General features: G+C 60.3%; 15 protein-coding genes and 4 pseudogenes. 8 read left to right on the forward strand and 11 right to left on the reverse strand.

Translation table 11 applies throughout. From position 1 onward, the window contains the following. Positions 1 to 65: 65 nt before the first annotated feature. Both lpxH and ACYZUC_RS30715 read right to left on the reverse strand, forming a co-directional pair. Positions 66 to 821, reverse strand: coding sequence for a UDP-2,3-diacylglucosamine diphosphatase (gene lpxH / locus ACYZUC_RS30710; protein WP_461992458.1), 756 nt, complete (start codon positions 819 to 821; stop codon positions 66 to 68). Then, positions 818 to 1,321 (reverse strand): peptidylprolyl isomerase, encoded by a 504-nt coding sequence (locus ACYZUC_RS30715; protein WP_253404195.1) that lies wholly within the window; start codon positions 1,319 to 1,321, stop codon positions 818 to 820. The genes lpxH and ACYZUC_RS30715 overlap by 4 nt, the downstream gene beginning before the upstream one ends. Before the next feature lie 250 nt (positions 1,322 to 1,571). On the opposite strand from ACYZUC_RS30715, the gene ACYZUC_RS30720 reads away from it, so the two are divergent. Together ACYZUC_RS30720 and cysS are read left to right on the forward strand one after the other, a co-directional pair. Beyond that, entirely contained in the window at positions 1,572 to 3,272 is a 1,701-nt protein-coding gene (locus ACYZUC_RS30720) for a glutamine--tRNA ligase/YqeY domain fusion protein (RefSeq protein WP_461992460.1), read from the forward strand. 17 nt (positions 3,273 to 3,289) lie between these two features. Continuing rightward, a complete protein-coding gene (gene cysS / locus ACYZUC_RS30725; RefSeq protein WP_046047477.1) occupies positions 3,290 to 4,672 on the forward strand; it encodes a cysteine--tRNA ligase in 1,383 nt (460 codons plus the stop codon). A 215-nt stretch (positions 4,673 to 4,887) separates the two neighbouring features. On the opposite strand, the gene ACYZUC_RS30730 is transcribed toward cysS, so the two are convergent. Further along, entirely contained in the window at positions 4,888 to 6,726 is a 1,839-nt protein-coding gene (locus tag ACYZUC_RS30730) for a sigma-54-dependent Fis family transcriptional regulator (RefSeq protein WP_461992463.1), read from the reverse strand. A gap of 381 nt (positions 6,727 to 7,107) precedes the next feature. On the opposite strand from ACYZUC_RS30730, the pseudogene ACYZUC_RS30735 reads away from it, so the two are divergent. The 6 genes and pseudogenes from ACYZUC_RS30735 to ACYZUC_RS30760 all read left to right on the forward strand — a co-directional run bounded on the left by ACYZUC_RS30735 (position 7,108) and on the right by ACYZUC_RS30760 (position 13,052). Beyond that, a pseudogene (locus ACYZUC_RS30735) lies at positions 7,108 to 8,204 on the forward strand (ABC transporter ATP-binding protein). After that, positions 8,204 to 9,303 (forward strand): annotated as a pseudogene (locus ACYZUC_RS30740) (ABC transporter ATP-binding protein). The pseudogenes ACYZUC_RS30735 and ACYZUC_RS30740 overlap by 1 nt, the downstream one beginning before the upstream one ends. After that, a pseudogene (locus ACYZUC_RS30745) lies at positions 9,300 to 10,168 on the forward strand (carbohydrate ABC transporter permease). Before ACYZUC_RS30740 ends, ACYZUC_RS30745 begins: the two co-directional pseudogenes overlap by 4 nt. Before the next feature lie 8 nt (positions 10,169 to 10,176). Then, entirely contained in the window at positions 10,177 to 10,977 is an 801-nt protein-coding gene (locus ACYZUC_RS30750; protein ID WP_017339615.1) for a carbohydrate ABC transporter permease, read from the forward strand. Between the two features lie 10 nt (positions 10,978 to 10,987). Next, the gene (locus ACYZUC_RS30755) at positions 10,988 to 11,260 is read left to right on the forward strand and encodes a DUF2160 domain-containing protein (protein ID WP_032829048.1); all 273 of its coding nucleotides are present in this window, start codon (positions 10,988 to 10,990) and stop codon (positions 11,258 to 11,260) included. A 96-nt stretch (positions 11,261 to 11,356) separates the two neighbouring features. After that, positions 11,357 to 13,052 (forward strand): annotated as a pseudogene (locus ACYZUC_RS30760) (ABC transporter substrate-binding protein). An 878-nt stretch (positions 13,053 to 13,930) separates the two neighbouring features. Here ACYZUC_RS30760 and nuoN read toward each other — a convergent pair. Genes nuoN through nuoG form a run of 8 tightly spaced genes read right to left on the reverse strand, consistent with a single transcriptional unit; the run spans position 13,931 to position 23,925 of the window. Continuing rightward, complete coding sequence (nuoN, locus tag ACYZUC_RS30765) at positions 13,931 to 15,394, reverse strand: NADH-quinone oxidoreductase subunit NuoN (RefSeq protein ID WP_461992465.1); 1,464 nt, start codon at positions 15,392 to 15,394, stop codon at positions 13,931 to 13,933. Positions 15,395 to 15,401: 7 nt separating this feature from the next. Next, entirely contained in the window at positions 15,402 to 16,934 is a 1,533-nt protein-coding gene (gene nuoM, locus ACYZUC_RS30770) for an NADH-quinone oxidoreductase subunit M (protein ID WP_008032746.1), read from the reverse strand. 40 nt (positions 16,935 to 16,974) lie between these two features. Next, on the reverse strand, positions 16,975 to 18,828 hold the full coding sequence (nuoL, locus tag ACYZUC_RS30775; RefSeq protein WP_461992467.1) for an NADH-quinone oxidoreductase subunit L: 1,854 nt from the start codon (positions 18,826 to 18,828) through the stop codon (positions 16,975 to 16,977). After that, positions 18,825 to 19,133 (reverse strand): NADH-quinone oxidoreductase subunit NuoK, encoded by a 309-nt coding sequence (gene nuoK / locus ACYZUC_RS30780; protein ID WP_007940879.1) that lies wholly within the window; start codon positions 19,131 to 19,133, stop codon positions 18,825 to 18,827. Before nuoK ends, nuoL begins: the two co-directional genes overlap by 4 nt. A 2-nt stretch (positions 19,134 to 19,135) precedes the next feature. Further along, positions 19,136 to 19,639, reverse strand: coding sequence for an NADH-quinone oxidoreductase subunit J (gene nuoJ, locus ACYZUC_RS30785; protein ID WP_262172360.1), 504 nt, complete (start codon positions 19,637 to 19,639; stop codon positions 19,136 to 19,138). A gap of 9 nt (positions 19,640 to 19,648) precedes the next feature. Next, positions 19,649 to 20,194: an NADH-quinone oxidoreductase subunit NuoI gene (nuoI, locus tag ACYZUC_RS30790; RefSeq protein ID WP_008032736.1), complete on the reverse strand. Its 546-nt coding sequence runs from the start codon at positions 20,192 to 20,194 to the stop codon at positions 19,649 to 19,651. A gap of 12 nt (positions 20,195 to 20,206) precedes the next feature. Beyond that, positions 20,207 to 21,214, reverse strand: a complete 1,008-nt coding sequence (gene nuoH, locus ACYZUC_RS30795; RefSeq protein ID WP_008032732.1) for an NADH-quinone oxidoreductase subunit NuoH — start codon at positions 21,212 to 21,214, stop codon at positions 20,207 to 20,209. Beyond that, a complete protein-coding gene (nuoG, locus tag ACYZUC_RS30800) occupies positions 21,211 to 23,925 on the reverse strand; it encodes an NADH-quinone oxidoreductase subunit NuoG (RefSeq protein ID WP_461992470.1) in 2,715 nt (904 codons plus the stop codon). The genes nuoH and nuoG overlap by 4 nt, the downstream gene beginning before the upstream one ends. Between the last annotated feature and the right edge of the window lies 1 nt (position 23,926).

Below are 23,926 nucleotides of genomic sequence, written 5' to 3' on the forward strand. Positions count from 1 at the left end.
AGTCAAATCAATGTCGACTGACACGCCGCCTTCGCGGGCAAGCCTCGCTCCTACAGGAGGAAGTGTCAGTCAGTTCGCGGGGCTGCGAGTTGTGGCGGCGGGGTGAAGTCAAACGGCGCCAACGCAAACCCGCTCTCATCCACCTGCAACGCCCAGCCCTGGCGATCCCAATCCCCCAGCACAATGCGTTTGGCCGCTTGCTCGCCAATCTGCAACTTGTGGATGGCCGGGCGATGGGTGTGCCCGTGGATCAGGGTTTTCACGCCATAGGCCTGCATCACCCGTGGCACTTCGTCGGGGGTGACATCGACAATGTCATTGGCCTTCATCCGCGTCTGCGCACGGCTTTCGCTGCGCAGTTTGCGCGCCAGTTTATGGCGGGTGCGCAACGGCAGGTGGCGCAGGATGAACAGGGTGATCGGGTTGCGCAGGTAACGACGCAGCTTCATGTAAGCCTCGTCGCGGGTGCAGAGGCTGTCGCCGTGCATCAAGAGCACCGGCTCGCCGTTGAACTGCACGACACTCGGGTCCTTCAACAACGTACAGCCGGCCTGTTTGCAAAAGGCCTGGCCGAGCATGAAGTCACGATTGCCGTGCATCAGAAAAATCGCCGTGCCGCTGTCGCTGAGGTCGCGCAGGGCCTGGCAGATGGAGCGCTGGAAGGGCGTCATGGCATCGTCGCCAATCCACGCTTCGAAAAAGTCGCCGAGGATGTACAACGCACTCGCCGAGCGGGCGCGTCCGGCGAGCAAATCCAGAAACGCCCGGGTGATGTCCGGGCGCTCCTCTTCCAGATGCAAGTCTGAAATCAGCAATATCACTCAATGATCTCGGCTTTCTCGATGATCACGTCGTCTGCTGGTACGTCCTGGTGGCCGGCCTTGGAGGTGGTGGACACGCCTTTGATCTTGTCGACAACGTCGGTACCGGCGGTCACTTTGGCGAACACTGCGTAGCCCCAACCCTGAACGTTCTTGCCGCTGTGGTTCAGGAAGCTGTTGTCAGCGACGTTGATGAAGAACTGGGCGGAAGCCGAATGCGGCTCCATGGTGCGGGCCATGGCGACGGTGTATTTGTCGTTGGAAAGACCGTTGTCGGCTTCGTTCTGGATGCTTGGGCGCTTGTCTTTCTTTTCTTTCATGCCTGGCTCGAAACCGCCGCCCTGGATCATGAAGTTACCGATGACACGGTGGAAAACAGTGTTTTCGTAGTGACCGGCTTTAACGTACTCGATGAAGTTGGCCACGGTGATCGGGGCTTTCTCAGCGTTCAGTTCCAGGACGATGTCGCCGTGGTTGGTGGTCAGTTTGACTTGGGTCATGATCGGTACTCTTTCTGGGAATTCGTGGGTTTCAGGGCTGTCGAGCCCTCAACCGGTCCGGCCGATGTCGGCCAAGGTGCGCAGTTTAGCGCGACAGACGCCAATTTCGAGGCTGTTTTTCATTTGCATCCGATTAAATGCAGCCGTTTTCGGGCCTGTACTGTCAGCGACTTGACGGCTTCGGCTATGATAGCGGCTTTGTTTTATCAGGCCCGTGTTCCGGCCGCGCACTTGTACGTTCAAGGATCCTATGAGCAAGCCCACTGTCGACCCTACCTCGAATTCCAAGACCGGCCCTGCCGTGCCGGTCAATTTCCTGCGCCCGATCATCCAGGCGGACCTGGACTCGGGTAAGCACACGCAGATCGTCACCCGTTTCCCGCCTGAGCCCAACGGCTACCTGCACATCGGTCACGCCAAGTCGATCTGTGTGAACTTCGGTCTGGCCCAGGAGTTTGGCGGCGTCACCCACCTGCGTTTCGACGACACCAACCCGGCCAAGGAAGACCAGGAATACATCGACGCCATCGAAAGCGACGTCAAATGGCTGGGTTTCGAATGGTCCGGCGAAGTGCGCTATGCCTCGCAGTATTTCGACCAGTTGCACGACTGGGCCGTTGAACTGATCAAGGCCGGCAAGGCCTATGTTGACGACCTGAGCCCTGAACAAGCCAAGGAATACCGTGGCACTCTGACCGAGCCGGGCCGCAACAGCCCGTTCCGTGATCGCAGCGTCGAAGAAAACCTCGACTGGTTCGCCCGCATGCGTGCCGGCGAGTTCCCGGACGGCGCACGTGTGCTGCGGGCCAAGATCGACATGGCTTCGCCGAACATGAACCTGCGCGATCCGATCATGTATCGCATCCGCCATGCGCATCACCACCAGACCGGTGACAAGTGGTGCATCTACCCGAACTACGACTTCACCCACGGTCAGTCGGACGCCATCGAAGGCATCACCCACTCGATCTGCACCCTGGAGTTCGAAAGCCACCGTCCGCTGTACGAGTGGTTCCTCGAGCACCTGCCGGTGCCGGCGAACCCGCGCCAGTACGAATTCAGCCGCCTGAACCTGAACTACACCATCACCAGCAAGCGCAAGCTCAAGCAACTGGTCGATGAAAAGCACGTTCACGGTTGGGACGATCCGCGCATGTCCACGCTGTCCGGCTTCCGCCGCCGTGGCTACACCCCGGCGTCGATCCGCAATTTCTGCGACATGATCGGCACCAACCGTTCCGACGGCGTGGTTGATTTCGGCATGCTGGAATTCAGCATCCGTCAGGATCTGGACCAGAACGCACCGCGCGCCATGTGCGTGCTGCGTCCGTTGAAGGTCGTGATCACCAACTACCCGGAAGACAAGGTCGATCACCTCGAACTGCCTCGTCATCCGCAGAAAGAAGAACTTGGCGTGCGCAAGCTGCCGTTCGCCCGTGAAATCTACATCGACCGCGATGACTTCATGGAAGAGCCGCCAAAAGGCTACAAGCGCCTGGAACCGGCTGGTGAAGTGCGTCTGCGTGGCAGCTACGTGATCCGTGCCGACGAAGCAATCAAGGACGCCGATGGCAACATCGTCGAACTGCGTTGCTCGTACGACCCGGAAACCCTGGGCAAGAACCCTGAAGGCCGCAAGGTCAAAGGCGTGATTCACTGGGTGCCGGCCGCGGCCAGCGTCGAGTGCGAAGTGCGTCTGTACGATCGCCTGTTCCGCTCGCCGAACCCTGAAAAGGCCGAAGACAGCGCCAGTTTCCTGGACAACATCAACCCTGATTCGCTGCAAGTACTCACTGGTTGTCGTGCTGAACCCTCCCTGGGCAATGCACAGCCGGAAGACCGTTTCCAGTTCGAGCGCGAAGGTTACTTCTGCGCGGATATCAAGGACTCGAAACCAGGTGCTCCGGTATTCAACCGTACCGTGACCTTGCGTGATTCGTGGGGCCAGTGATTCAAGGAACCTCTAACGTGCTTTCGATCTACAACACGCTCACCAAGAGCAAAGAAGTGTTCAAACCGCTGGATGGCAACAATGTGCGCATGTACGTCTGCGGGATGACCGTGTATGACTACTGCCACATTGGCCACGGCCGCAGCATGGTCGCGTTTGACCTGGTGACCCGCTGGTTGCGGTTCAGCGGCTATAACCTGACGTATGTGCGCAACATCACCGACATTGAAGACAAGATCATCAATCGGGCCAAGGAGAACGGCGAGCCGTTCGACGTGCTGACCGAGCGCATGATCACTGCGATGCACGAGGACGAGGCGCGCCTCAACATCCTCAAGCCGGACATGGAACCGCGGGCCACCGATCACATCGCTGGCATGCAGACCATGATCCAGACCCTGATCGACAAGGGTTACGCCTACGCACCGGGCAATGGCGACGTGTACTACCGCGTCGCCAAGTTCATGGGCTACGGCAAGCTGTCGCGCAAGAAGATCGAAGACCTGCGCATCGGCGCGCGGATCGAAGTCGACGAGTCCAAGCAGGACCCGCTGGACTTCGTGCTGTGGAAAGGCGCCAAGCCGGGCGAGCCGAGCTGGCCATCGCCGTGGGGCGACGGCCGTCCGGGCTGGCACATCGAGTGCTCGGTGATGTCGACCTGCTGCCTGGGCGAGACCTTCGATATTCATGGCGGCGGAAGCGACCTTGAGTTTCCGCACCACGAAAACGAAATCGCCCAGAGCGAAGCGGCCACCGGCAAGACCTACGCCAACGCGTGGATGCATTGCGGCATGATTCGCATCAATGGCGAGAAGATGTCCAAGTCCTTGAACAACTTCTTCACCATTCGCGACGTGCTGGAAAAGTATCACCCGGAAGTCGTGCGTTACCTGCTGGTGTCGAGCCACTACCGTAGCGCAATCAACTATTCGGAAGACAACCTCAAGGACGCCAAAGGCGCACTCGAGCGTTTCTACCACGCGTTGAAAGGCCTGCCGAGTGTGGCACCGGCTGGCGGCGAAGCTTTTGTCGAGCGCTTCACTCAGGTGATGAACGACGACTTCGGCACGCCGGAAGCCTGTGCGGTGCTGTTCGAGATGGTTCGCGAGATCAACCGTCTGCGCGAGAGCGATCTTGATGCGGCGGCGGGTCTGGCGGCGCGTCTGAAAGAACTGGCGAGCGTGCTGGGTGTGTTGCAGCTTGAGGCCGATGACTTCCTGCAGGCCGGTGCCGAAGGGCGGGTTGATGCGGCTGAGGTTGATGCGCTGATTGCGGCGCGTCTGGCGGCTCGTGCCGGCAAGGACTGGGCTGAATCCGACCGTATTCGCGATCAACTGACCGCGATGGGTGTAGTGCTGGAAGATGGCAAGGGTGGTACGACCTGGCGTCTGGCTGACTGATTGCTGCGTTTGTTACAAACAAAACCCGCCTTGTGCGGGTTTTTGTTTTTGGGGTGGGATTGGTTTAGCGGTGACAGGGCTGACGTCTTCGCGGGCAAGCCTCGCTCCTACAGGGACCGCGTCGTTCACGGTGTTGGCGAACGGCGCGGTCCCTGTAGGAGCGAGGCTTGCCCGCGAATGGTCGCAAACCGGGAGCCGCCGCTGCGGATACCCCGTCATTCCGACTGGCGCAATCGCTTATAGAGGGTGTTCCGGCTCACACCCAACCGCCGCGCCAGATGGGAAATATTCCCCCCAGCCGCCTGCAACTGCCGATTCAAATCCTCCACATCATTCAAATCAACCGCCAAGGGTTCATCCACCTCGACCGGTTCCATCTCCAGATCGACAAAAAAATCATCCGGCAAATGCTCCGGCCGCACCGGTTGCTCTTCCGCCATGGCCAGCGCCACCTGCATCACGCTGCTGACCTGGCGTAAATTCCCCGGCCACGGGTGGCGGTCGAACAACTCCAGCACCTCACGGCTCAACCCGGCCCACTGCGACGGTTCACGGTGTTGTTCCCACAAGCGTTTGAACAGCGCCTGCTTGTCGCTGCGTTCCCTGAGCGGTGGCAATTCCAGGGTCAATCCGCCGATCCGGTAATACAGGTCTTCGCGAAATCGCCCCAACTGAACCTGCTCGCGCAACGAACGGTTAGTCGCCGAGATAATGCGGATGTCCACCGGGAACAGCTCGCTGCTGCCCACCGGCTGTACGCAGCGTTCCTGCAACACCCTTAATAGCCGGGCTTGGGTTGGCAATGGCATGTCACCGATTTCATCGAGAAACAGCGTGCCTTTGTCGGCCTTGCGAATCAGCCCGATGCTGCCTTTCTGATTGGCGCCCGTAAACGCGCCTTTCTCGTAGCCAAACAGCTCGGACTCCACCAGTTCGGCGGGGATCGCTGCACAGTTGACGGCAATGAACGGTTGTTTGCTGCGAGAACTGGCCTGATGCAGCGCCTTGACGAACACTTCCTTGCCGACCCCGGTTTCGCCGTGGATCAACAGCGGAATGTCTTTCTCCAGCAGGCGCTCGGCCTGGCGCACGGCTTTTTCCACACGGCTGTCGCCGAAGTGCAGGGTATTGAGGCTGATAGCGGCGGGTGCGGGTGCCGCCACGGCGGGTTCGGCGAACATTCTTGCCTGGATCGGCGCCTGCTTCGGCCGCTTCAACAGGCACTGGAAGCGGTTGCGCCCGGACGCCTGGAGGGAGAAGGGCAGGCCGTCCGGCTGATTCAGCAGTTCGAGCAATGAGACCTTGAACAGGCTCTCGACACTGACCCGCGACAGGCTGATGCCCAGCAGATTATCGGCGCGGCGATTGGCTGAGAGCACCTGGCCGGTCTCATCGAAAATCAACAATCCCGCCCATTGGCTGTCGAGGTTGTTCAAGCCGGTGTTGAACGTCAGTTGAAAATGCTGGCCATGGAACAGGTTGAGGATCAGCCGGTTTTCCACGGTCTGGCTCATCATCTTGACCATGCCGAGGGTGTGGGACGGCGGCAGGTAACTGTCGCTGGACACGTCCAGCACCGCGATGACCTTGCGTTCGGCATCGAAAATCGGTGCGGCGGAACCGGTCATGAAGCGGTTGGCCTTGAGGAAATGTTCATCGTGCTCGATGTGCACCGCCTGCTCACAGGCCAGGGCAGTGCCGATGGCATTGGTGCCGCTGCAACGCTCCATCCAGCTCGCGCCGGCGCTGAAGCCGCGGGTCAGGCTCGGCTCGATGAAACGCTGGGTGCCCCAGGAGGTCAGGACCTGGCCCTGATTGTCGGCGAGCATGATCAGGCAATTGGAGTTGCTGAGGATGTTTTCGTAATAGGGCAGGACCTCTTGATGGGTGGTCTGCACCAAGGAATGCTGGCTTTCCAGCAACTGCGCGATGTCCGCTGCCGGTAGCTGGTCGAATGCCGGGGCACTCTGATGATCGAGCCCGAACGCGCGGCAACGGGACCAGGAGTCCTGGATGATGGCGTCGTGGGAGAGCGGCGAGGCAGGTACGGCCATGGCAGTCGATCTCTGAGCAAGCTTTTATTGTTTTTATAGGGTTTGCACATCACGTCGAATCTCTCGCGTGATGGTACTGACACACCACTGACCTGTAGGAGCCAGGCTTGCCGGCGAAGGCGATTTCAAAGACGCCTTCGCCGGCAAGCCTGGCTCCTACGGGGAGCGTGAACAGTCCGTAGAGTGTTGTTCACTATTGTTCATTGTCAACGGTTAGATTGTTCAATTGTTCAGCCGTCGTTGTTCATTTCTGTTCAGCAACGAAAGCGGTTTCACCGCTGTTTCAAGGATTTCCAAGCCAGATCAACACGTTGCAATTTCTGGCATGAAACTCGCTCTACTGCTCCGGTCGCTTGACTCCAATAATAAAAAGGCCGAGCCATGTCACTCACTCTGGAGCACGTCAGCCGCACCGTCGAGGGCCAGACCTGGATCGACGATGCGTGCCTGAGTTTCGAACCTGGATCCTTCAACGTTTTGCTTGGCCGCACGCTGTCCGGCAAAACCAGTCTCATGCGCCTGATGGCGGGCCTGGACAAGCCCGACAGCGGCCGCATCCTGATGAATGGCGTCGACGTCACCCAACGCCCGGTGCGCTTGCGCAACGTGTCGATGGTCTATCAGCAGTTCATCAACTACCCGACCATGACGGTGTTCGAGAACATCGCTTCGCCGTTGCGCCAGGCCGGTGTGTCCAACGAACTGATCCAGAGCAAAGTGCTGGAAACCGCGAAGATGTTGCGCATCGAGAAGTTTCTCCAGCGCTATCCGCTGGAGCTCTCCGGTGGTCAGCAACAGCGCACCGCGATGGCCCGGGGCGCTGGTCAAGGACGCCGAACTGATCCTGTTCGACGAGCCTCTGGTCAACCTCGACTACAAGTTGCGCGAAGAACTGCGCCAGGAAATGCGCGAGCTGTTCAAGGCGCGGCACACCATCGCCATCTACGCCACCACCGAGCCCAACGAAGCGCTGGCGCTCGGTGGCACCACGACCATTCTTCATGAGGGCCGGGTGATCCAGAGCGGCAAGTCCTCCGAGGTCTATCACCAGCCGCAATCGGTGCTGGCCGCCGAGCTGTTCTCCGAACCGCCGATCAACCTGATGCCCGGACGCATCGCCGGCAACGAAGTCAGCTTCGCCAATTTCGTGCACTTCCCGTTGAACGTCGATTTGCGCCCGGTGGGCGAGGGCGAGTTCCGCTTCGGCGTGCGCCCGAGCCACATCTCGCTGGTGCCGAGCAACGACGATGACCTCGAACTGGCAGTGACCGTCGAGGTCGCCGAAATCAGCGGCTCGGAAACCTTCCTCCACGTGCGCAACGAGCATTTCCTGCTGGTGCTGCCATTTGCCCGGTGTTCACGAATACGACGTCGATGCGCCGATCCGCATCTACATTCCGACCCATAAACTGTTTGTGTTCGATGCGCAGGGGCGGCTGGTCCAGGCGCCCGGACGCCGTATCGCGAGGGTTGCCTGATGGCCGAAATCCGTTTGCAGAACCTCGCCCACAGTTACACGCGCACGCCGAGCGGCCCCGAGGATTACGCGATCCGCGAGATGGACCACATCTGGGAGCAGGGCGGTGCTTATGCCTTGCTCGGGCCTTCGGGTTGCGGCAAGTCGACCTTGCTCAACATCATTTCCGGGTTGCTTAGCCCGTCCCAGGGCCATGTCCTGTTCGACGGCAAAGCGGTCAACGACCTGACCCCGGAGAAGCGCAACATCGCTCAGGTTTTCCAGTTTCCGGTGGTCTACGACACCATGACGGTGTTCGATAACCTGGCCTTTCCGCTGCGCAATCAGGGCATGGCCGAAGCGAAAATTCACAGCAAGGTGCAGGAAATTGCCGAGGTCCTCGACCTCCAGACGCTGCTGAGCAAGAAGGCGCGCAACCTCACCGCTGACGAAAAACAGAAAGTCTCGATGGGCCGCGGGCTGGTGCGCGATGACGTCTCCGCCATCCTCTTCGATGAACCGCTGACGGTGATCGACCCGCACTTGAAGTGGAAGCTGCGGCGCAAGCTCAAACAGATCCACGAGCAGTTCAACATCACCATGGTCTACGTCACCCACGATCAACTCGAAGCCTCGACCTTCGCCGACAAGATCGCGGTGATGTACGGCGGGCAGATCGTGCAATTCGGCACGCCACGGGAATTGTTCGAACGGCCGAGCCATACCTTTGTCGGTTATTTCATCGGCAGCCCGGGGATGAACCTGATCGACGTGCAGCCGCAACCGGGCGGTGTCGGTTTTGCCTCGACGCATTTGCCGTTGTCCGAAAACGCAACTGCAACGCATCGCCGAGTCCGAATGGAAAACCCTGAAGGTTGGCATCCGACCTGAGTTCGTACACGTGTGGGACGAACCGTTTGACGACGCGATGCAGGCAAAGGTCGTACACGTCGAAGACCTCGGCACCTACAAGATCATGACCCTGAACCTCGACGGCGTGCCGTTGAAAGTACGGGCTGGCGGAAGACAAACCGGTGCCGGAGGGCACGGCGTACATCAGCTTTCCGGCGCAATGGTTGATGGTCTATGCCGACGATTACCTGCTGGAGGTGCTGCCATGAACAAGGTGCAGAACAACAAGGCCTGGTGGCTGGTGCTGCCGGTGTTTTTGCTGGTGGCGTTCAGTGCGGTGATCCCGATGATGACCGTGGTCAACTATTCGGTGCAGGACATCTTCGACCAGTCCAGCCGCTACTTCGTCGGCGCCGACTGGTACAAGCAGGTGCTGCTCGACCCACGGTTGCACGACTCGCTGCTGCGCCAGTTCATCTACTCCGGCTGCGTGCTGCTGATCGAAATCCCGCTGGGCATCGCCATCGCCCTGACCATGCCGACCAAGGGCCGCTGGTCTTCCCTGGTGCTGATCATCCTGGCGATTCCGCTGCTGATTCCATGGAACGTGGTCCGGCACCATCTGGCAGATCTTCGGCCGGGCGGACATTGGCTTGCTCGGGTCGAGCCTCAATGCGATGGGCATCAACTATAACTATGCGGCCAACACCATGGACGCTTGGGTCACGGTGCTGGTGATGGACGTTCTGGCACTGGACGTCGTTGGTGGCGCTGTTGTGTTTCTCCGGGTTGCGGGCGATTCCGGACGTGTATTACCAGGCTGCGCGGATTGATCGCGCATCCGCCTGGGCAGTGTTCCGACACATCCAGTTGCCCAAGCTCAAGAGCGTGCTGTTGATCGCGGTGATGCTGCGGTTCATGGACAGTTTCATGATCTACACCGAGCCGTTCGTGCTCACGGGCGGCGGGCCGGGGAATGCCACGACCTTCCTCAGCCAGACCCTGACGCAAATGGCCATCGGCCAATTCGATCTCGGCCCGGCGGCGGCGTTCTCGCTGGTGTACTTCCTGATCATCCTGTTGGTGTCCTGGCTGTTCTACACCGCCATGACTCACTCTGACGCCAACCGCTGAGGTCTGCCATGAGCAAGAGAAAGCTGATTCCACTGCTGATCTACATCCTGTTCCTGCTGGTGCCGATCTACTGGCTGCTGAACATGTCCTTCAAGAGCAACACCGAAATCCTCAGCGGCCTGACGCTGTTTCCGCAGGATTTCACTTTTGCCAACTACAAGGTGATCTTCACCGATCCGGCCTGGTACACCGGTTACCTCAACTCGCTGTATTACGTGAGCCTGAACACGGTGATTTCGCTGAGCGTGGCGTTGCCGGCGGCGTACGCGTTCTCGCGGTATCGCTTCCTCGGCGACAAGCACCTGTTCTTCTGGCTGCTGACCAACCGCATGGCGCCACCGGCGGTATTCCTGTTGCCGTTCTTCCAGCTGTATTCGTCGATCGGCCTGTTCGACACCCACATCGCCGTGGCGTTGGCGCATTGCCTGTTCAACGTGCCGTTGGCGGTGTGGATTCTCGAGGGCTTCATGTCCGGCGTTCCGAAGGAAATCGACGAAACCGCCTACATTGATGGCTACAGTTTTCCCAAGTTCTTCGTGAAGATTTTCGTGCCGCTGATTGGCTCGGGGATCGGCGTAACGGCGTTCTTCTGCTTCATGTTTTCCTGGGTCGAATTGTTGCTGGCGCGGACGCTGACCTCGGTCAACGCCAAGCCGATCGCGGCGGTGATGACCCGAACCGTTTCGGCGTCCGGCATCGACTGGGGCGTGCTGGCGGCGGCGGGGGTGTTGACCATCCTGCCGGGCATGCTGGTGATCTGGTTTGTTCGTAACCACGTGGCCAAGGGCTTTGCCCTCGGCCGAGTATGAGGAACTGATGATGGAATGGATGAGTTGGACTGTCCCCACAGCGGCGTTCTTCACCGTCATTGGCCTGATTCTGGTGGGCATGACGACGTGGGAACTACGCTCGCCGAGCGTTCTTCGGCGTGGTTTTTTGCCGATTGCCACCACCCGTGGCGATCGGCTGTTTATCGGTCTTCTCGGCAGCGCCTACCTGCATTTGCTGGTAATCGGCGTGACCGACTGGAGCATCTGGGTAGCGTTCGCGTTGTCCCTGGTGTGGCTGTTGGCTGTGATGCGTTGGGGCTAGTCGAATCGCTCGGCAATGTTGCTCCGAAACCCTAAAAGGAGGTCTCTATGTTCGACAAAAAACAATAAGCTGCGACATAGCATTTCATTGGCAGCCATGCTGGCACTCAGCGGTTTGAGCGCTTCGGCCTGGGCCGATGCCTACGAAGAAGCCGCGAAAAAATGGATCGGCAGCGAGTTCAAACCGTCCACCCTGACGGCGGATCAGCAGCTCGCGGAACTGAAGTGGTTCATCAAGGCCGCCGAGCCGTTTCGCGGGATGGACATCAAGGTCGTCTCGGAAACCCTGACCACTCACGAATATGAGTCCAAGGTGTTGGCCAAGGCTTTTACCGAGATCACCGGGATCAAGGTGACCCACGATTTGCTGCAGGAAGGCGACGTGGTGGAAAAGCTGCAGACCGTGATGCAGTCGGACAAGAGCATCTATGACGGCTGGGTCAACGACTCGGACCTGATCGGTACGCACTTCCGTTACGGCAAGACTGAATCCATCACCGACCTGATGGCCAATGAAGGTAAAAACTTCACTTCGCCGACCCTGGACCTCAAGGATTTCATCGGCCTTTCCTTCACCACCGCGCCTGACGGCAAGCTCTATCAACTGCCCGACCAACAATTCGCAAACCTCTATTGGTTCCGCGCCGACTGGTTTGAGCGTGCGGACCTAAAAGCCAAGTTCAAGGAAAAGTACGGTTACGAGCTGGGCGTTCCGGTGAACTGGTCGGCCTATGAAGACATCGCCAAATTCTTCAGCGAAGACGTCAAGGAAATCGACGGCAAGCGGGTCTACGGGCACATGGACTACGGCAAGAAAGACCCGTCCCTGGGTTGGCGCTTCACCGATGCCTGGTTCTCCATGGCGGGTGGTGGCGACAAGGGCTTGCCTAACGGTTTGCCGGTGGACGAGTGGGGCATTCGCGTCGAGGACTGCCACCCGGGTCGGTTCCAGCGTGACTCGCGGTGGCGACACCAACGGCCCGGCGGCGGTATTTGCCACGACCAAATACGTCGACTGGCTCAAGGCCTACGCACCACCGGAAGCGGCGGGCATGACCTTCTCCGAGTCCGGCCCGGTGCCGTCCCAGGGCAACATCGCCCAACAGATCTTCTGGTACACCGCATTCACCGCCGACATGACCAAACCGGGTCTGCCCGTGGTGAACGCCGACGGCACACCGAAATGGCGCATGGCCCCTTCGCCGCGCGGTCCGTATTGGGAAGAGGGCATGAAGCTGGGCTATCAGGATGTGGGTTCCTGGACGTTCATGAAGTCCACGCCTGAGAAACAGAAACTGGCTGCCTGGCTCTATGCGCAGTTCGTGACCTCGAAAACCGTGTCGCTGAAGAAAACCATCGTCGGCCTGACACCGATTCGCGAGTCGGACATCAACTCGCAAGCGATGACCGACCTGGCGCCGAAACTGGGTGGTCTGGTCGAGTTCTACCGCAGCCCGGCCCGTGTGCAATGGACCCCGACCGGGACCAACGTGCCGGACTATCCGCGTCTGGCGCAACTGTGGTGGAGCCACATCGCCGAAGCCGCCAGCGGCGACAAAACCCCGCAACAGGCGCTCGATGGCCTGGCCAAGGATCAGGACGCGATCATGTCCCGTCTGGAACGCTCGAAGGCCCAAGCCACCTGCGCCCCGAAAATGAACCCCGAGCGCGATGCGCAATACTGGTTCGATCAGCCGGGTGCACCAAAACCGAAACTGGCGAACGAAAAGCCTAAGGGTGAAACCGTGAGCTACAACGAACTGCTGAAATCCTGGGCAGACGCACGTAAGTAAACGGCGGGACTGAGAAAGGCAAACGGCACCGCAAGGTGCCGTTTTTGTTTGTGCCTGATCCAGTATCAGCCGACCTGATTGCCCAGTTGAACACGTTCCCCTGTAGGAGCCGGCTTGCTGGCGATAGACGTCAACGATAACGCGTGCTGTCTGAATGAACGCGTCGTCCGGACGCTTTTCGCCAGCAAGCCGGCTCCTACAAGGGATTGGGTTCACACGATTCAAAATTGTAGGAGCCAGCTTGCTGGCGATGGACGTCAAACGATAACGCGTGCTGTCTGAGTGAACGCGTTGTCCGGACGCTTTTCGCCGGCAAGCCGGCTCCTACAAGGGATTGGGTTCACACGGTTCGAAATTGTAGGAGCTGGCTTGCCAGCGATGGTCGTCAACGATGACGCGGGCTGTCTGGATGAGCGCGGTGTCTGGACGTTTTTCGCCGGCAAGCCGGCTCCTACAGGGAATCCCATACGCTTTTGATTTTCACCACTCATCAGGCCGAGCGTTAGCTCGCCTTCCGCTTTTGATCTGAGCGCCCCCTCGAGAGGCCGAGCGCAGGTTCTGCGTAGTGGGCAACCCGGCATGGATGCCGGGTTAGCCGCCCCCGGCCAGGGATGGCCGATGGCGGCGGGCCCACGGAGCAGGACCGGAGCGAGGGCATGGCGAGCATTAGCGAGCCACCGAACGAAAGGGGCAAGAGCCCTTGGTTACTTGGGGCTTCTCCAAGTGACTCGCCGTAAGGGCGAAACCAATAGCCGCCATCACCGCAAAAACGGATATGCACGCCAGAGGAGGGGAAAAACAGCAGTACCAAACCCCCCAAACGCAAAAACGGCACCCGAAGGTGCCGTTTCTGTTTTCTACGATCTACCGCTAAGCGATCAACCCGCCAGACCAGCCTGTTGAACCAGGACCAGCAACGGCTGCGGATACAGCCCGAGGAAGAACGCCAGTACGGCGATGGCCAGCAGCATCACGCCGCCTGCACGTTGTTCCCAATGCAGTTGCGCATCGTGGCGACGCAGGTTTGGCTCCATCAGGTACAGGGTGACCATGACGCGCAGGTAGTAGAAGACGCCGATGGCGCTGCCCAGTACCAGGGAACCGACCAGCCACCATTGGTGCGACTCGACACCGGTGGCAATGATGTAGAACTTGCCGATGAAGCCCGCGGTCAGCGGGATGCCGGCCAGGGACAGCATCATCACGGTCAGTACGGCGGTCAGGTACGGACGGCGCCAGAACAGGCCGCGGTACTCGTACAGGGCATCCGCGTCACGGCCGTTGTACGGCGAGGACATCAGGGTGATCACGCCGAAGGCACCGAGGCTGGTGATCACGTAGGTGACCAGGTATACGCCGATGGCTTCCACGGCCAGACCCTTGCTCGCCACCAGGGCGATCAGCAGGTAGCCGAAGTGCGCGATGGACGAGTAACCCAGCAGACGCTTGAGGTTGCTTTGGGTCAGGGCCAGCAGGTTACCGAACAGGATCGAGGCAATGGCGATGATGGTCAGCACGTCGCTGAGTACACCACTGCTCGCCGCTGGCGAGATCTGGAACAGACGCACCATCACTGCGAACACAGCAACTTTGGAAGCGGTCGCCAGGAACGCCGCCACCGGTGCCGGAGCACCTTCGTAAACGTCTGGAGTCCAGAGGTGGAACGGTACCAGCGACAGTTTGAACGCCAGGCCGATCAGCATCATGCCCAGGCCCAACTGCGCCAGGGAGCTTGGCAGACCGGTGGCCGCGAGGGCCTGGCCGATACCGACAAAGCTCAGGCTGCCGGAGTCGGCATAGAGCAGGGCCATACCGAACAACAGGAACGCGGAACCGGCGGCCGACAGCACCATGTACTTGATACCGGCTTCCAGCGAACGCTTGTTGAAGAAGGCGTAGGCCACCAGACCGTAGACCGGCACCGAGAGCAGTTCCAGACCGATGAACAACCCGGCCAAGTGCTGCGCGCTGACCAGAACCAGGCCACCGGCGGCGGCCATCAGGATCAGCAGGTACAGTTCTTCGCGGTTGCCCGGGTAACCCGAACCGCCATCGCCGAGGTAGGCGTGGGCGAGGGTCACACAGGCCAGGGTGGCGACCAGGATCAGCGCCATGTACAAGCAGGCAAAGCTATCGATCTGCAGCAGTGGGGTCACGGCCAATGGCGCGACTTTCAAGGCTGGCAGGATCGACAGCAACGCCAGGTTCAGGCCCGCCACGGAAATCAGGAAGGTCTGCGAGTGGTTGCGGCGCCAGGCAATCGCCAGCATCACCACGATGATCGTGGCGCTGGTGATCAACAACGGCGCTAGCGCGATAAAGTGTTGAGTCGTGAATTCCATAGCGCTCTTACCGGGCCGAAGCGAGTTGAGTGAAGGCGGTGCCGAGCCATTGCTGCACGCCATGCATCGTCGCAGCAGAGGTATCGAGGAACGGTTGCGGGTACACGCCGATGTAGATCAGCAGTGCCGCCAGACCGACCACCATGATCAGCTCGCGACCGTCCATGCCATGCAGTACCGCGTCCGATTTGGCCGGACCGAAGTACGCACGGTGGATCATGATCAGCGAGTAGACCGAACCGAACACCAGGCCAGACGTCGCGATGATGGTGACCAAAGGCGCAGCAGGGAAGGTGCCGATCAGGATCAGGAACTCACCGACAAAGTTACCGGTGCCCGGCAAGCCCAGCGACGCGGCAGCGAAGAACAGGCTGAGGGCCGGCAGGTAAGCGATCTTCGACCACAGGCCACCCATTTCACGCATGTCGCGGGTGTGGGTGCGCTCGTACAACTGACCGCTCAGGATAAAGAGTGCCGCGGCCGACAGACCGTGCGCCAGCATCTGCATCACCGCGCCTTGCAGCGCCAGTTGGCTGCCGGAGTAGATGCCGATCAGTACGAAGCCCATGTGGGAAACGGACGAGAAGGCGATCAGACGCTTGATGTCGGTTTGTGCGAAAGCCAGGAACGCGCCGTAGAAAATCCCGATCAGACCGAGGGTCATGGCGATCGGCGCAAACTCGGCCGACGCATTCGGGAACAGCGGCAGGGCGAAACGCAGGAGACCGTACGCAGCGGTTTTCAGCAAGATACCGGCCAGGTCGACGGAACCTGCGGTCGGCGCCTGGGCGTGAGCATCAGGCAACCAGGAGTGGAACGGTACGACTGGCAGCTTGACCGCGAAGGCGATGAAGAAGCCGAGCATCAGGATGTACTCGGTGGTCAGCGACATCTTGGTTTTCAACAGATCGGCGTAGTTGAAAGTAATCACGCCGGTGTCGTTGAAGTTGACCAGTACCAGACCCAGGATCGCCACCAACATGATCAGGCCGGAAGCCTGAGTGAAGATGAAGAACTTGGTCGCCGCGTAGATCCGGGTTTTCTTGCCGTCCGAAGAACTGTGACCCCAGAGCGCGATGAGGAAGTACATCGGCACCAGCATCATTTCCCAGAAGAAGAAGAACATGAACAGGTCGAGGGCGAGGAACACGCCGACGACACCGCCCAGGATCCACATCAGGTTCAGGTGGAAGAAGCCAACGTGACGTTGAATCTCTTTCCACGAGCAGAGTACCGAAAGCACACCCAGCAGACCGGTCAGCATGATCATCAGCAGCGACAGGCCGTCGAGGGCCAGGTGCACGCTGATGCCGAAGCGCTCGATCCAGATGTGCTTGAACTCAAGCGCCCAGGTCGGGTCGGCGCCAGGCGCCGGGGCAAATGAATAGTCACCGGTGGCCCACAGCCAGAGGCCGAGGGAGAGCAACAGGGACATGGTGATCAGCGCAATCCAGCGGGGGAGGGTGGCGCCGAAGCGCTCACCCATCCAGCACAGCAGGCCGCCGATGAAGGGGATCAGGATTAGCCAAGGCAGAATCATGACGGGCTCAATTCCTTTCGCAAGTTCGCAAGGTTCATATTCAGACCGCTACCAGCACGATGGCGCCGATGACCAGCACGGAGCCGGCTGCCATCGATGCCGCGTACCAACGCAGTTGACCGGTTTCGGTACGGCTCAGGGCGGTGTGACCGCCTTTGGCCATACGCGGGATCAGACCGATGGTCTGGTCGAGCGGGTCTTTGCGCAGTACATGGCTGATCGCCAGGTATGGCTTGACGAACAGTTTGTCGTAGATCCAGTCGAAGCCCCAGGCAGCGAACCACCAGGCCGAAAGGAAGCGGCCGATGCCGCTGTTGGCGATTGCAGTAACGAAACGACGCTTGCCGAGGAACAGCAACGCGGCCAGCAGGATACCGGCCAGGGCGATGGCGCCCGAGGCGATTTCCAGACTGTGCTTGGCTTCGCCGCCGGCGTGGCCAACGCTTTCCGGCAGCACACCGTGCAGTGGCGGAACGATCATCGCGCCAATGGCGGTGGACAATACGATCAGCACCGACAGTGGCAGCCAGTGAGCGATGCCGTGACCGGCGTGCGCTTCGGTCTTCACTTCACCGTGGAACGCGATGAAGATCAGGCGGAAGGTGTACAGCGAAGTCATGAACGCACCGACCAGACCTGCGTACAGCAGACCGTGGTTGCCGCTGGCAAACGCTTCCCAAAGGATTTCGTCCTTGGAGTAGAAGCCTGCGGTCACCAGTGGCAGGGCCGCCAGGGCCGCGCCGCCGACGATGAAGCTGGCGTAGGCCAGTGGCAGTTTCTTCCACAGGCCGCCCATCTTGAAGATGTTCTGCTCGTGGTGGCAGGCAACGATCACCGCACCGGACGCAAGGAACAGCAGCGCCTTGAAGAAGGCGTGGGTCATCAGGTGGAAAATCGCGCCATCCCATGCGCCAACGCCCAGCGCCAGGAACATGTAGCCGATCTGGCTCATGGTCGAGTAGGCGAGGATACGTTTGATGTCGGTCTGAACCAGTGCAGCGAAACCGGCTAGAACCAGAGTCACGCCGCCGACAATGCCCACCAGGTGCAGGATTTCCGGCGCCAGGGTGAACAGGCCGTGGGTACGGGCGATCAGGTAGACACCGGCGGTCACCATGGTCGCGGCGTGGATCAGTGCCGAAACCGGAGTAGGACCGGCCATCGCATCCGCCAGCCAGGTTTGCAGCGGCAGTTGCGCGGATTTACCGACAGCGCCGCCCAGCAGCATCAGGGTGGCCATGACCATCCAGAAGTCGCCGGCCTGGAATTTCTGCGGTGCCAGCACCAGCAGTTCCTGGACGTTCAGCGTACCCAGTTGGGCGAACAGGATGAACAGGCCGATGGCCATGAACACGTCGCCGATGCGGGTCACGATAAAGGCTTTGAGTGCCGCGTTACCGTTGTTGCGGTTGCTGTAGTAGAAACCGATCAACAGGTACGAGCACAGGCCCACGCCTTCCCAGCCGAAGTACAGGAACAACAGGTTATCGCCCAGGACCAGGAACAGCATGCTGGCGATAAACAGGTTGGTGTAGGCGAAGAAACGCGAGTAACCGGCTTCACCGCGCATGTACCACGACGCGAACAGATGGATCAGGAAGCCGACGCCGACCACGACACCGAGCATGGTCAGGGACAGACCATCCAGGTACAGCGCGAAGTTCGGCGTGAAGCCTTCCACCGCCATCCACTGCCACAACACCAGGGTGTAGTGACCGCCTTCAGGTGGCGCGACGTTGAATTGCCAGATCACGTAAGCGGTGACGATGGCAGACAGGCCGATGGAACCGACGCCGATCAGCGCCGACAGGTTTTCCGAGAGGCGTCCACGGGAGAACGACAGCAGCAGGAAACCTATGAGAGGGAATACGAAAGTCAGATAGAGAAGATTCATCCGCGCATCTCACTGGCAGCGTCGATATCGAGCGTGTGGAAGCGGCGATACAGTTGCAGCAGGATCGCCAGGCCGATACTGGCCTCGGCGGCTGCCAGGCTGATCACCAGGATGAACATGATCTGTCCATCCGGCTGCGCCCAGCGGCTACCGGCAACGATGAACGCCAAAGCGGAGGCATTCATCATGACCTCCAGGCTCATCAGCACGAAGAGAATGTTGCGGCGGACCATCAGGCCGACCAGACCGAGGCAGAACAGGATGCCGGCGACCGCCAGACCATGCTCCAAAGGGATAGCAGGCATCGTCATTGCTCCTTGGCTTCGTTACGGCCCAAGTGGAACGCCGTCACGGCTGCGGCAAGCAGCAGCATCGAGGCGAGTTCGACCACCAGCAGGTACGGACCGAACAGGCTGATGCCCACGGCCTTGGCGTCTACGGTGGTGTGGCCGATGGCCTGGCCGCTCTGGTGGCTGAACAGCACGTACAGCAGTTCAGCCAGCAGCAGGGCGCCGAGAATCACCGGGCCGAGCCAGATGCCGGGCTTGAGCCAGACGCGCTCTTGCTGAACCGAGGCGGGCCCCAGGTTCAGCATCATCACCACGAACACGAACAGCACCATGATGGCGCCAGCGTAGGCGATCACTTCCAGAACACCGGCAAACGGTGCGCCGAGGGCGAAGAACGTCATGGCCACGGCGATCAGCGAAATGATCAGGTAGAGCAGGGCGTGCACAGGGTTAGTGTGGGTGATCACGCGAAGCGTGGACACCACAGCGATACCCGATGCGAAATAGAAAGCGAATTCCATCTTTCTTCCTTAAGGCAGCAAGCTCTTCACGTTGATCGGTTCGGCTTCATTCTGCGCGGAGCCTTTCGGCTTCCCGGCAATCGCCATACCTGCAACACGATAGAAGTTGTAATCAGGGTTTTTGCCGGGGCCGGAGATCAGCAGATCTTCTTTCTCGTAAACCAGGTCCTGACGTTTGAACTCGGCCATCTCGAAATCCGGTGTCAGCTGGATCGCGGTGGTCGGGCAGGCTTCCTCGCAGAGGCCGCAGAAAATGCAGCGCGAGAAGTTGATGCGGAAGAAGTCCGGGTACCAGCGACCGTCTTCGGTTTCAGCTTTCTGCAGCGAGATGCACCCGACCGGGCACGCCACGGCGCACAGGTTGCAGGCTACACAACGCTCTTCGCCATCAGGGTCGCGGGTCAGGACGATACGGCCACGGTAGCGCGGCGGCAGGTAGACCGGTTCTTCCGGGTACTGCAGCGTGTCGCGCTTGCGGAAGGCGTGGCCGAAAATCATCACCAGGCTGCGAAGCTGGGTGAAGAAGCCATGCACGATGTCAAATATGTACTTCATGATTCTCTATCCTCACTGAGCCGCGACGGCGGGCGTGTTGAGCAACACGATCGCAGCGGTCACCAGCATGTTGACGAGGGTCAGCGGCAGGCAGAACTTCCAGCTGAAGTCCATCACTTGGTCATACCGTGGGCGCGGAATCGAGGCGCGCAACAGGATGAAGATCATGATGAAGAACGCGGTTTTCAGCGCAAACCAGATGAACGGGATCTGCGGCAGAATGTTGAACGGACCGTGCCAGCCACCGAAGAACAAGGTCACCAGCAGCGCCGAAATCAACACGATGCCGATGTACTCGCCGACGAAGAACATGCCCCATTTCATGCCGGCGTATTCAATGTGGTAACCGTCAGCCAGTTCCTGCTCAGCTTCCGGCTGGTCGAACGGGTGACGGTGAGTCACGGCGACGCCGGCGATGAAGAAGGTCAGGAAACCGAAGATCTGCGGAATGATGAACCACAGGTTCTGCGCTTGGTATTCAACGATGTCGCGCATGTTGAACGAGCCGACCTGGATCACGATGCCCATCAGCGACAGGCCCATGAACACTTCGTACGACACAGTCTGTGCCGAGGCCCGCAAGCTGCCCAGCAGGGCGAACTTGTTGTTACTCGACCAGCCGGCGAACAACACCGCGTAGACCGACAGACCGGCCATGGCGAAGAAGAACAGGATGCCGATGTTGATGTCCGCCACGCCCCAGGTCGGGGTGATCGGGATGATCGCGAAGGCAATCAGCAGGGCGCTCATGGCGACTACCGGTGCCAGGGTGAAGATCATCTTGTCGGCGAACGGCGGGGTCCAGTCTTCCTTGAAGAACATCTTGATCATGTCGGCCGCGATCTGGAACGCGCCGAACGGGCCGACGCGGTTCGGACCGTAACGGTCCTGCCAGAGGGCGAGCAGACGACGCTCGACCCAGCTCAGCAGCGCGCCGCACACCACCACGGCGAGCAGAATCACGATGGCCTTGAGGACCGCGATGATCACGTCAATCACTTCAGGCGTGAACCAGGTCATTGAGCTGCCTCCTGCAGACCGTCAACGGATTTGCCAAAGATCGCTGGCGGAATGCCCGCGATACCGGCCGGCAATGCGACCAGGCCAGCACCCAGCTCTTCGTTGATGCGCAGCGGCAGACGCAGGGTCTGGCCGGCAACGTTCAAGCTCAGCAGGGCACCGTCATTGACACCCAGGCGATCCGCTTCGGACTTGGCCAAAGCGACGTAGGCGGCCGGGATGCGTTCCTGAACCGGTGCGGCTTTCGAAGAGTTCTCTTCGCTGCCGAGCAGGTGGAAGAACGGCACGACCTGCCAGGTGCCCGGCGCCGGGTTGAAGGCACGCGGAACAGCCGAGAACCAGTTCAGCGAATCACCGGTGCTTTCGATCAGGCGGGTGCCCGGGTCGCCAGCGCGGATGTGACCACCGACTTCGTCCTGGAACTTGTTCCAGGCTTGCGGCGAGTTCCAGCCCGGAGACCAGGCGAATGGCACTTGCTGACGCGGTTCGACCGAGCCCGAGTAACCTTCCATCGAGAAGTTGAACGCGGTGTCGTTGTCTTGCGGCGTACGCGGTTCGTGCACGTTGATGTCGGCGCGCATGGCGGTACGACCCGAGTAACGCAGCGGTTCGCGGGCAAGCTTCATGCCCTTGATGCGGAACGCGGCGGACGGCGCAGCATCGACGATGCGGTTCAGTTGCGGCGTGCTTGCAGCGACGGCAGCGGTGACGTGGTCCAGTTGGGTCCAATCGATCGGCTGGTTCAGCAAGGTAGCGCGCAGGGCATGCAGCCAGCGCCAGCCTTCGTGAACCAGGATGCTCGCGTCCATGTACTTCGGATCGAAGACCTGGAAGAAGCGCTGGGCGCGGCCTTCCTGGCTGACCAGCGTACCGTCGCCTTCAGCGAAGCTGGCGGCTGGCAGAACCAGGTGCGCGCGATCGCTGGTGGCGGTTTTCTGGTGGTCGGCAACGATCACCACTTTCGCGGCGGTCAGGGCAGCATCGACCTTGGCCTTGTCGGTACGGGTGTACAGATCGTTTTCCAGCACGACGATGGCGTCGGCCTTGCCATCGATCAGCGCTTGCAGCGCGGCGTCGACCGATTCGCCACCGAGCATGGCCAGGCCGAGGCTGTTGGCCTCTGGCACGATCAGGCTGATGGAGCCGTTCTTCTCGCGCAGCTTCAGGGCTTTGGCGATGTTCGCAGCGGCTTCGATCAATGCTTTGGAGCCCAGCGAGGTGCCGGCAATGATCAATGGACGCTTGGCCGCGAGCAGGGCGTCGGCAATGCGCTTGGCCAGTTGGAGGGCTTCGGCGTCGAGGCCTTCAACCGCAGGGGCGCTGGCGTCGAGGGCGTGAGCCACGGCGAAACCGATGCGCGCCAGATCGTCTGGAGCGGCGTGAACGCACTCTTCGGCGATGTCGTCGAGCTTGGTTTCAGCCAGGCTGGCGATGAACAGCGGGTTCAGCGCGTTCTGACCAATGTTCTTCACCGCAGCGTCGAGCCAAGGCTGAACGCGCATGGCATCGGCCATGTCTTCGGCCTTGCCTTTGACCGATTGACGCAGGGACAGCGCCATACGGGCGGCGGTCTGGGTCAGGTCTTCGCCGAGGACGAAGATCGCATCGTGGTCTTCGATGTCGCGCATGTTCGGGATCGGCAGCGGGCTGTCTTTCAGCACCTGCATGACCAGACGAATGCGTTCCAGCTCGGCGGCTTCGATACCGGAGTAGAAGTGCTCGGCGCCGACCAGCTCGCGCAACGCGAAGTTGCTTTCGAGGCTGGCACGCGGCGAACCGATACCGACGATGTTGCGACCGCGCAGCAGGTCAGCGGCTTTGTCCAGCGCTTCGTCGAGGCTCAGCTTGGCGCCGTTGGCCAGCAGAGGCTGACGCGGGCGGTCTTCGCGGTTGACGTAGCCATAGCCGAAACGGCCACGGTCGCACAGGAAGTACTGGTTGACCGAACCGTTGAAGCGGTTTTCGATCCGACGCAGTTCGCCGTAACGCTCGCCCGGGGAGATGTTGCAACCGCTGGAGCAGCCATGGCAGATGCTCGGCGAGAACTGCATGTCCCACTTGCGGTTGTAGCGCTCGGAGTGAGTCTTGTCGGTGAACACACCGGTCGGGCAGACCTCGGTGAGGTTGCCGGAGAATTCGCTTTCCAGCACGCCGTCTTCAACGCGACCGAAGTACACGTTGTCGTGGGCGCCGAACACACCAAGGTCGGTGCCGCCAGCGTAATCCTTATAGAAGCGCACGCAGCGGTAGCAAGCGATGCAGCGGTTCATTTCGTGGGAAATGAACGGGCCCAGTTGCTGGTTCTGGTGAGTACGCTTGGTGAAGCGATAACGGCGCTCGTTGTGGCCGGTCATCACGGTCATGTCTTGCAGGTGGCAGTGACCGCCTTCCTCACAGACCGGGCAGTCGTGCGGGTGGTTGGTCATCAGCCATTCAACAACACTGGCGCGGAAGGCCTTGGACTCTTCATCTTCGATGGAGATCCAGGTGCCGTCGGTGGCAGGGGTCATGCAGGACATGACGATACGACCACGGGTGTCGTTCTCGTCGGTGTACTGCTTGACCGCGCACTGGCGGCAAGCGCCAACGCTGCCAAGGGCAGGGTGCCAGCAGAAATAAGGGATATCGAGGCCTAGCGACAGACATGCCTGTAACAGGTTGTCTGCCCCATCGACTTCGAGCTCTTTGCCGTCTACGTGGATAGTGGCCATG

The sequence above is a fragment of the Pseudomonas sp. GT1P32 genome (assembly GCF_054897805.1).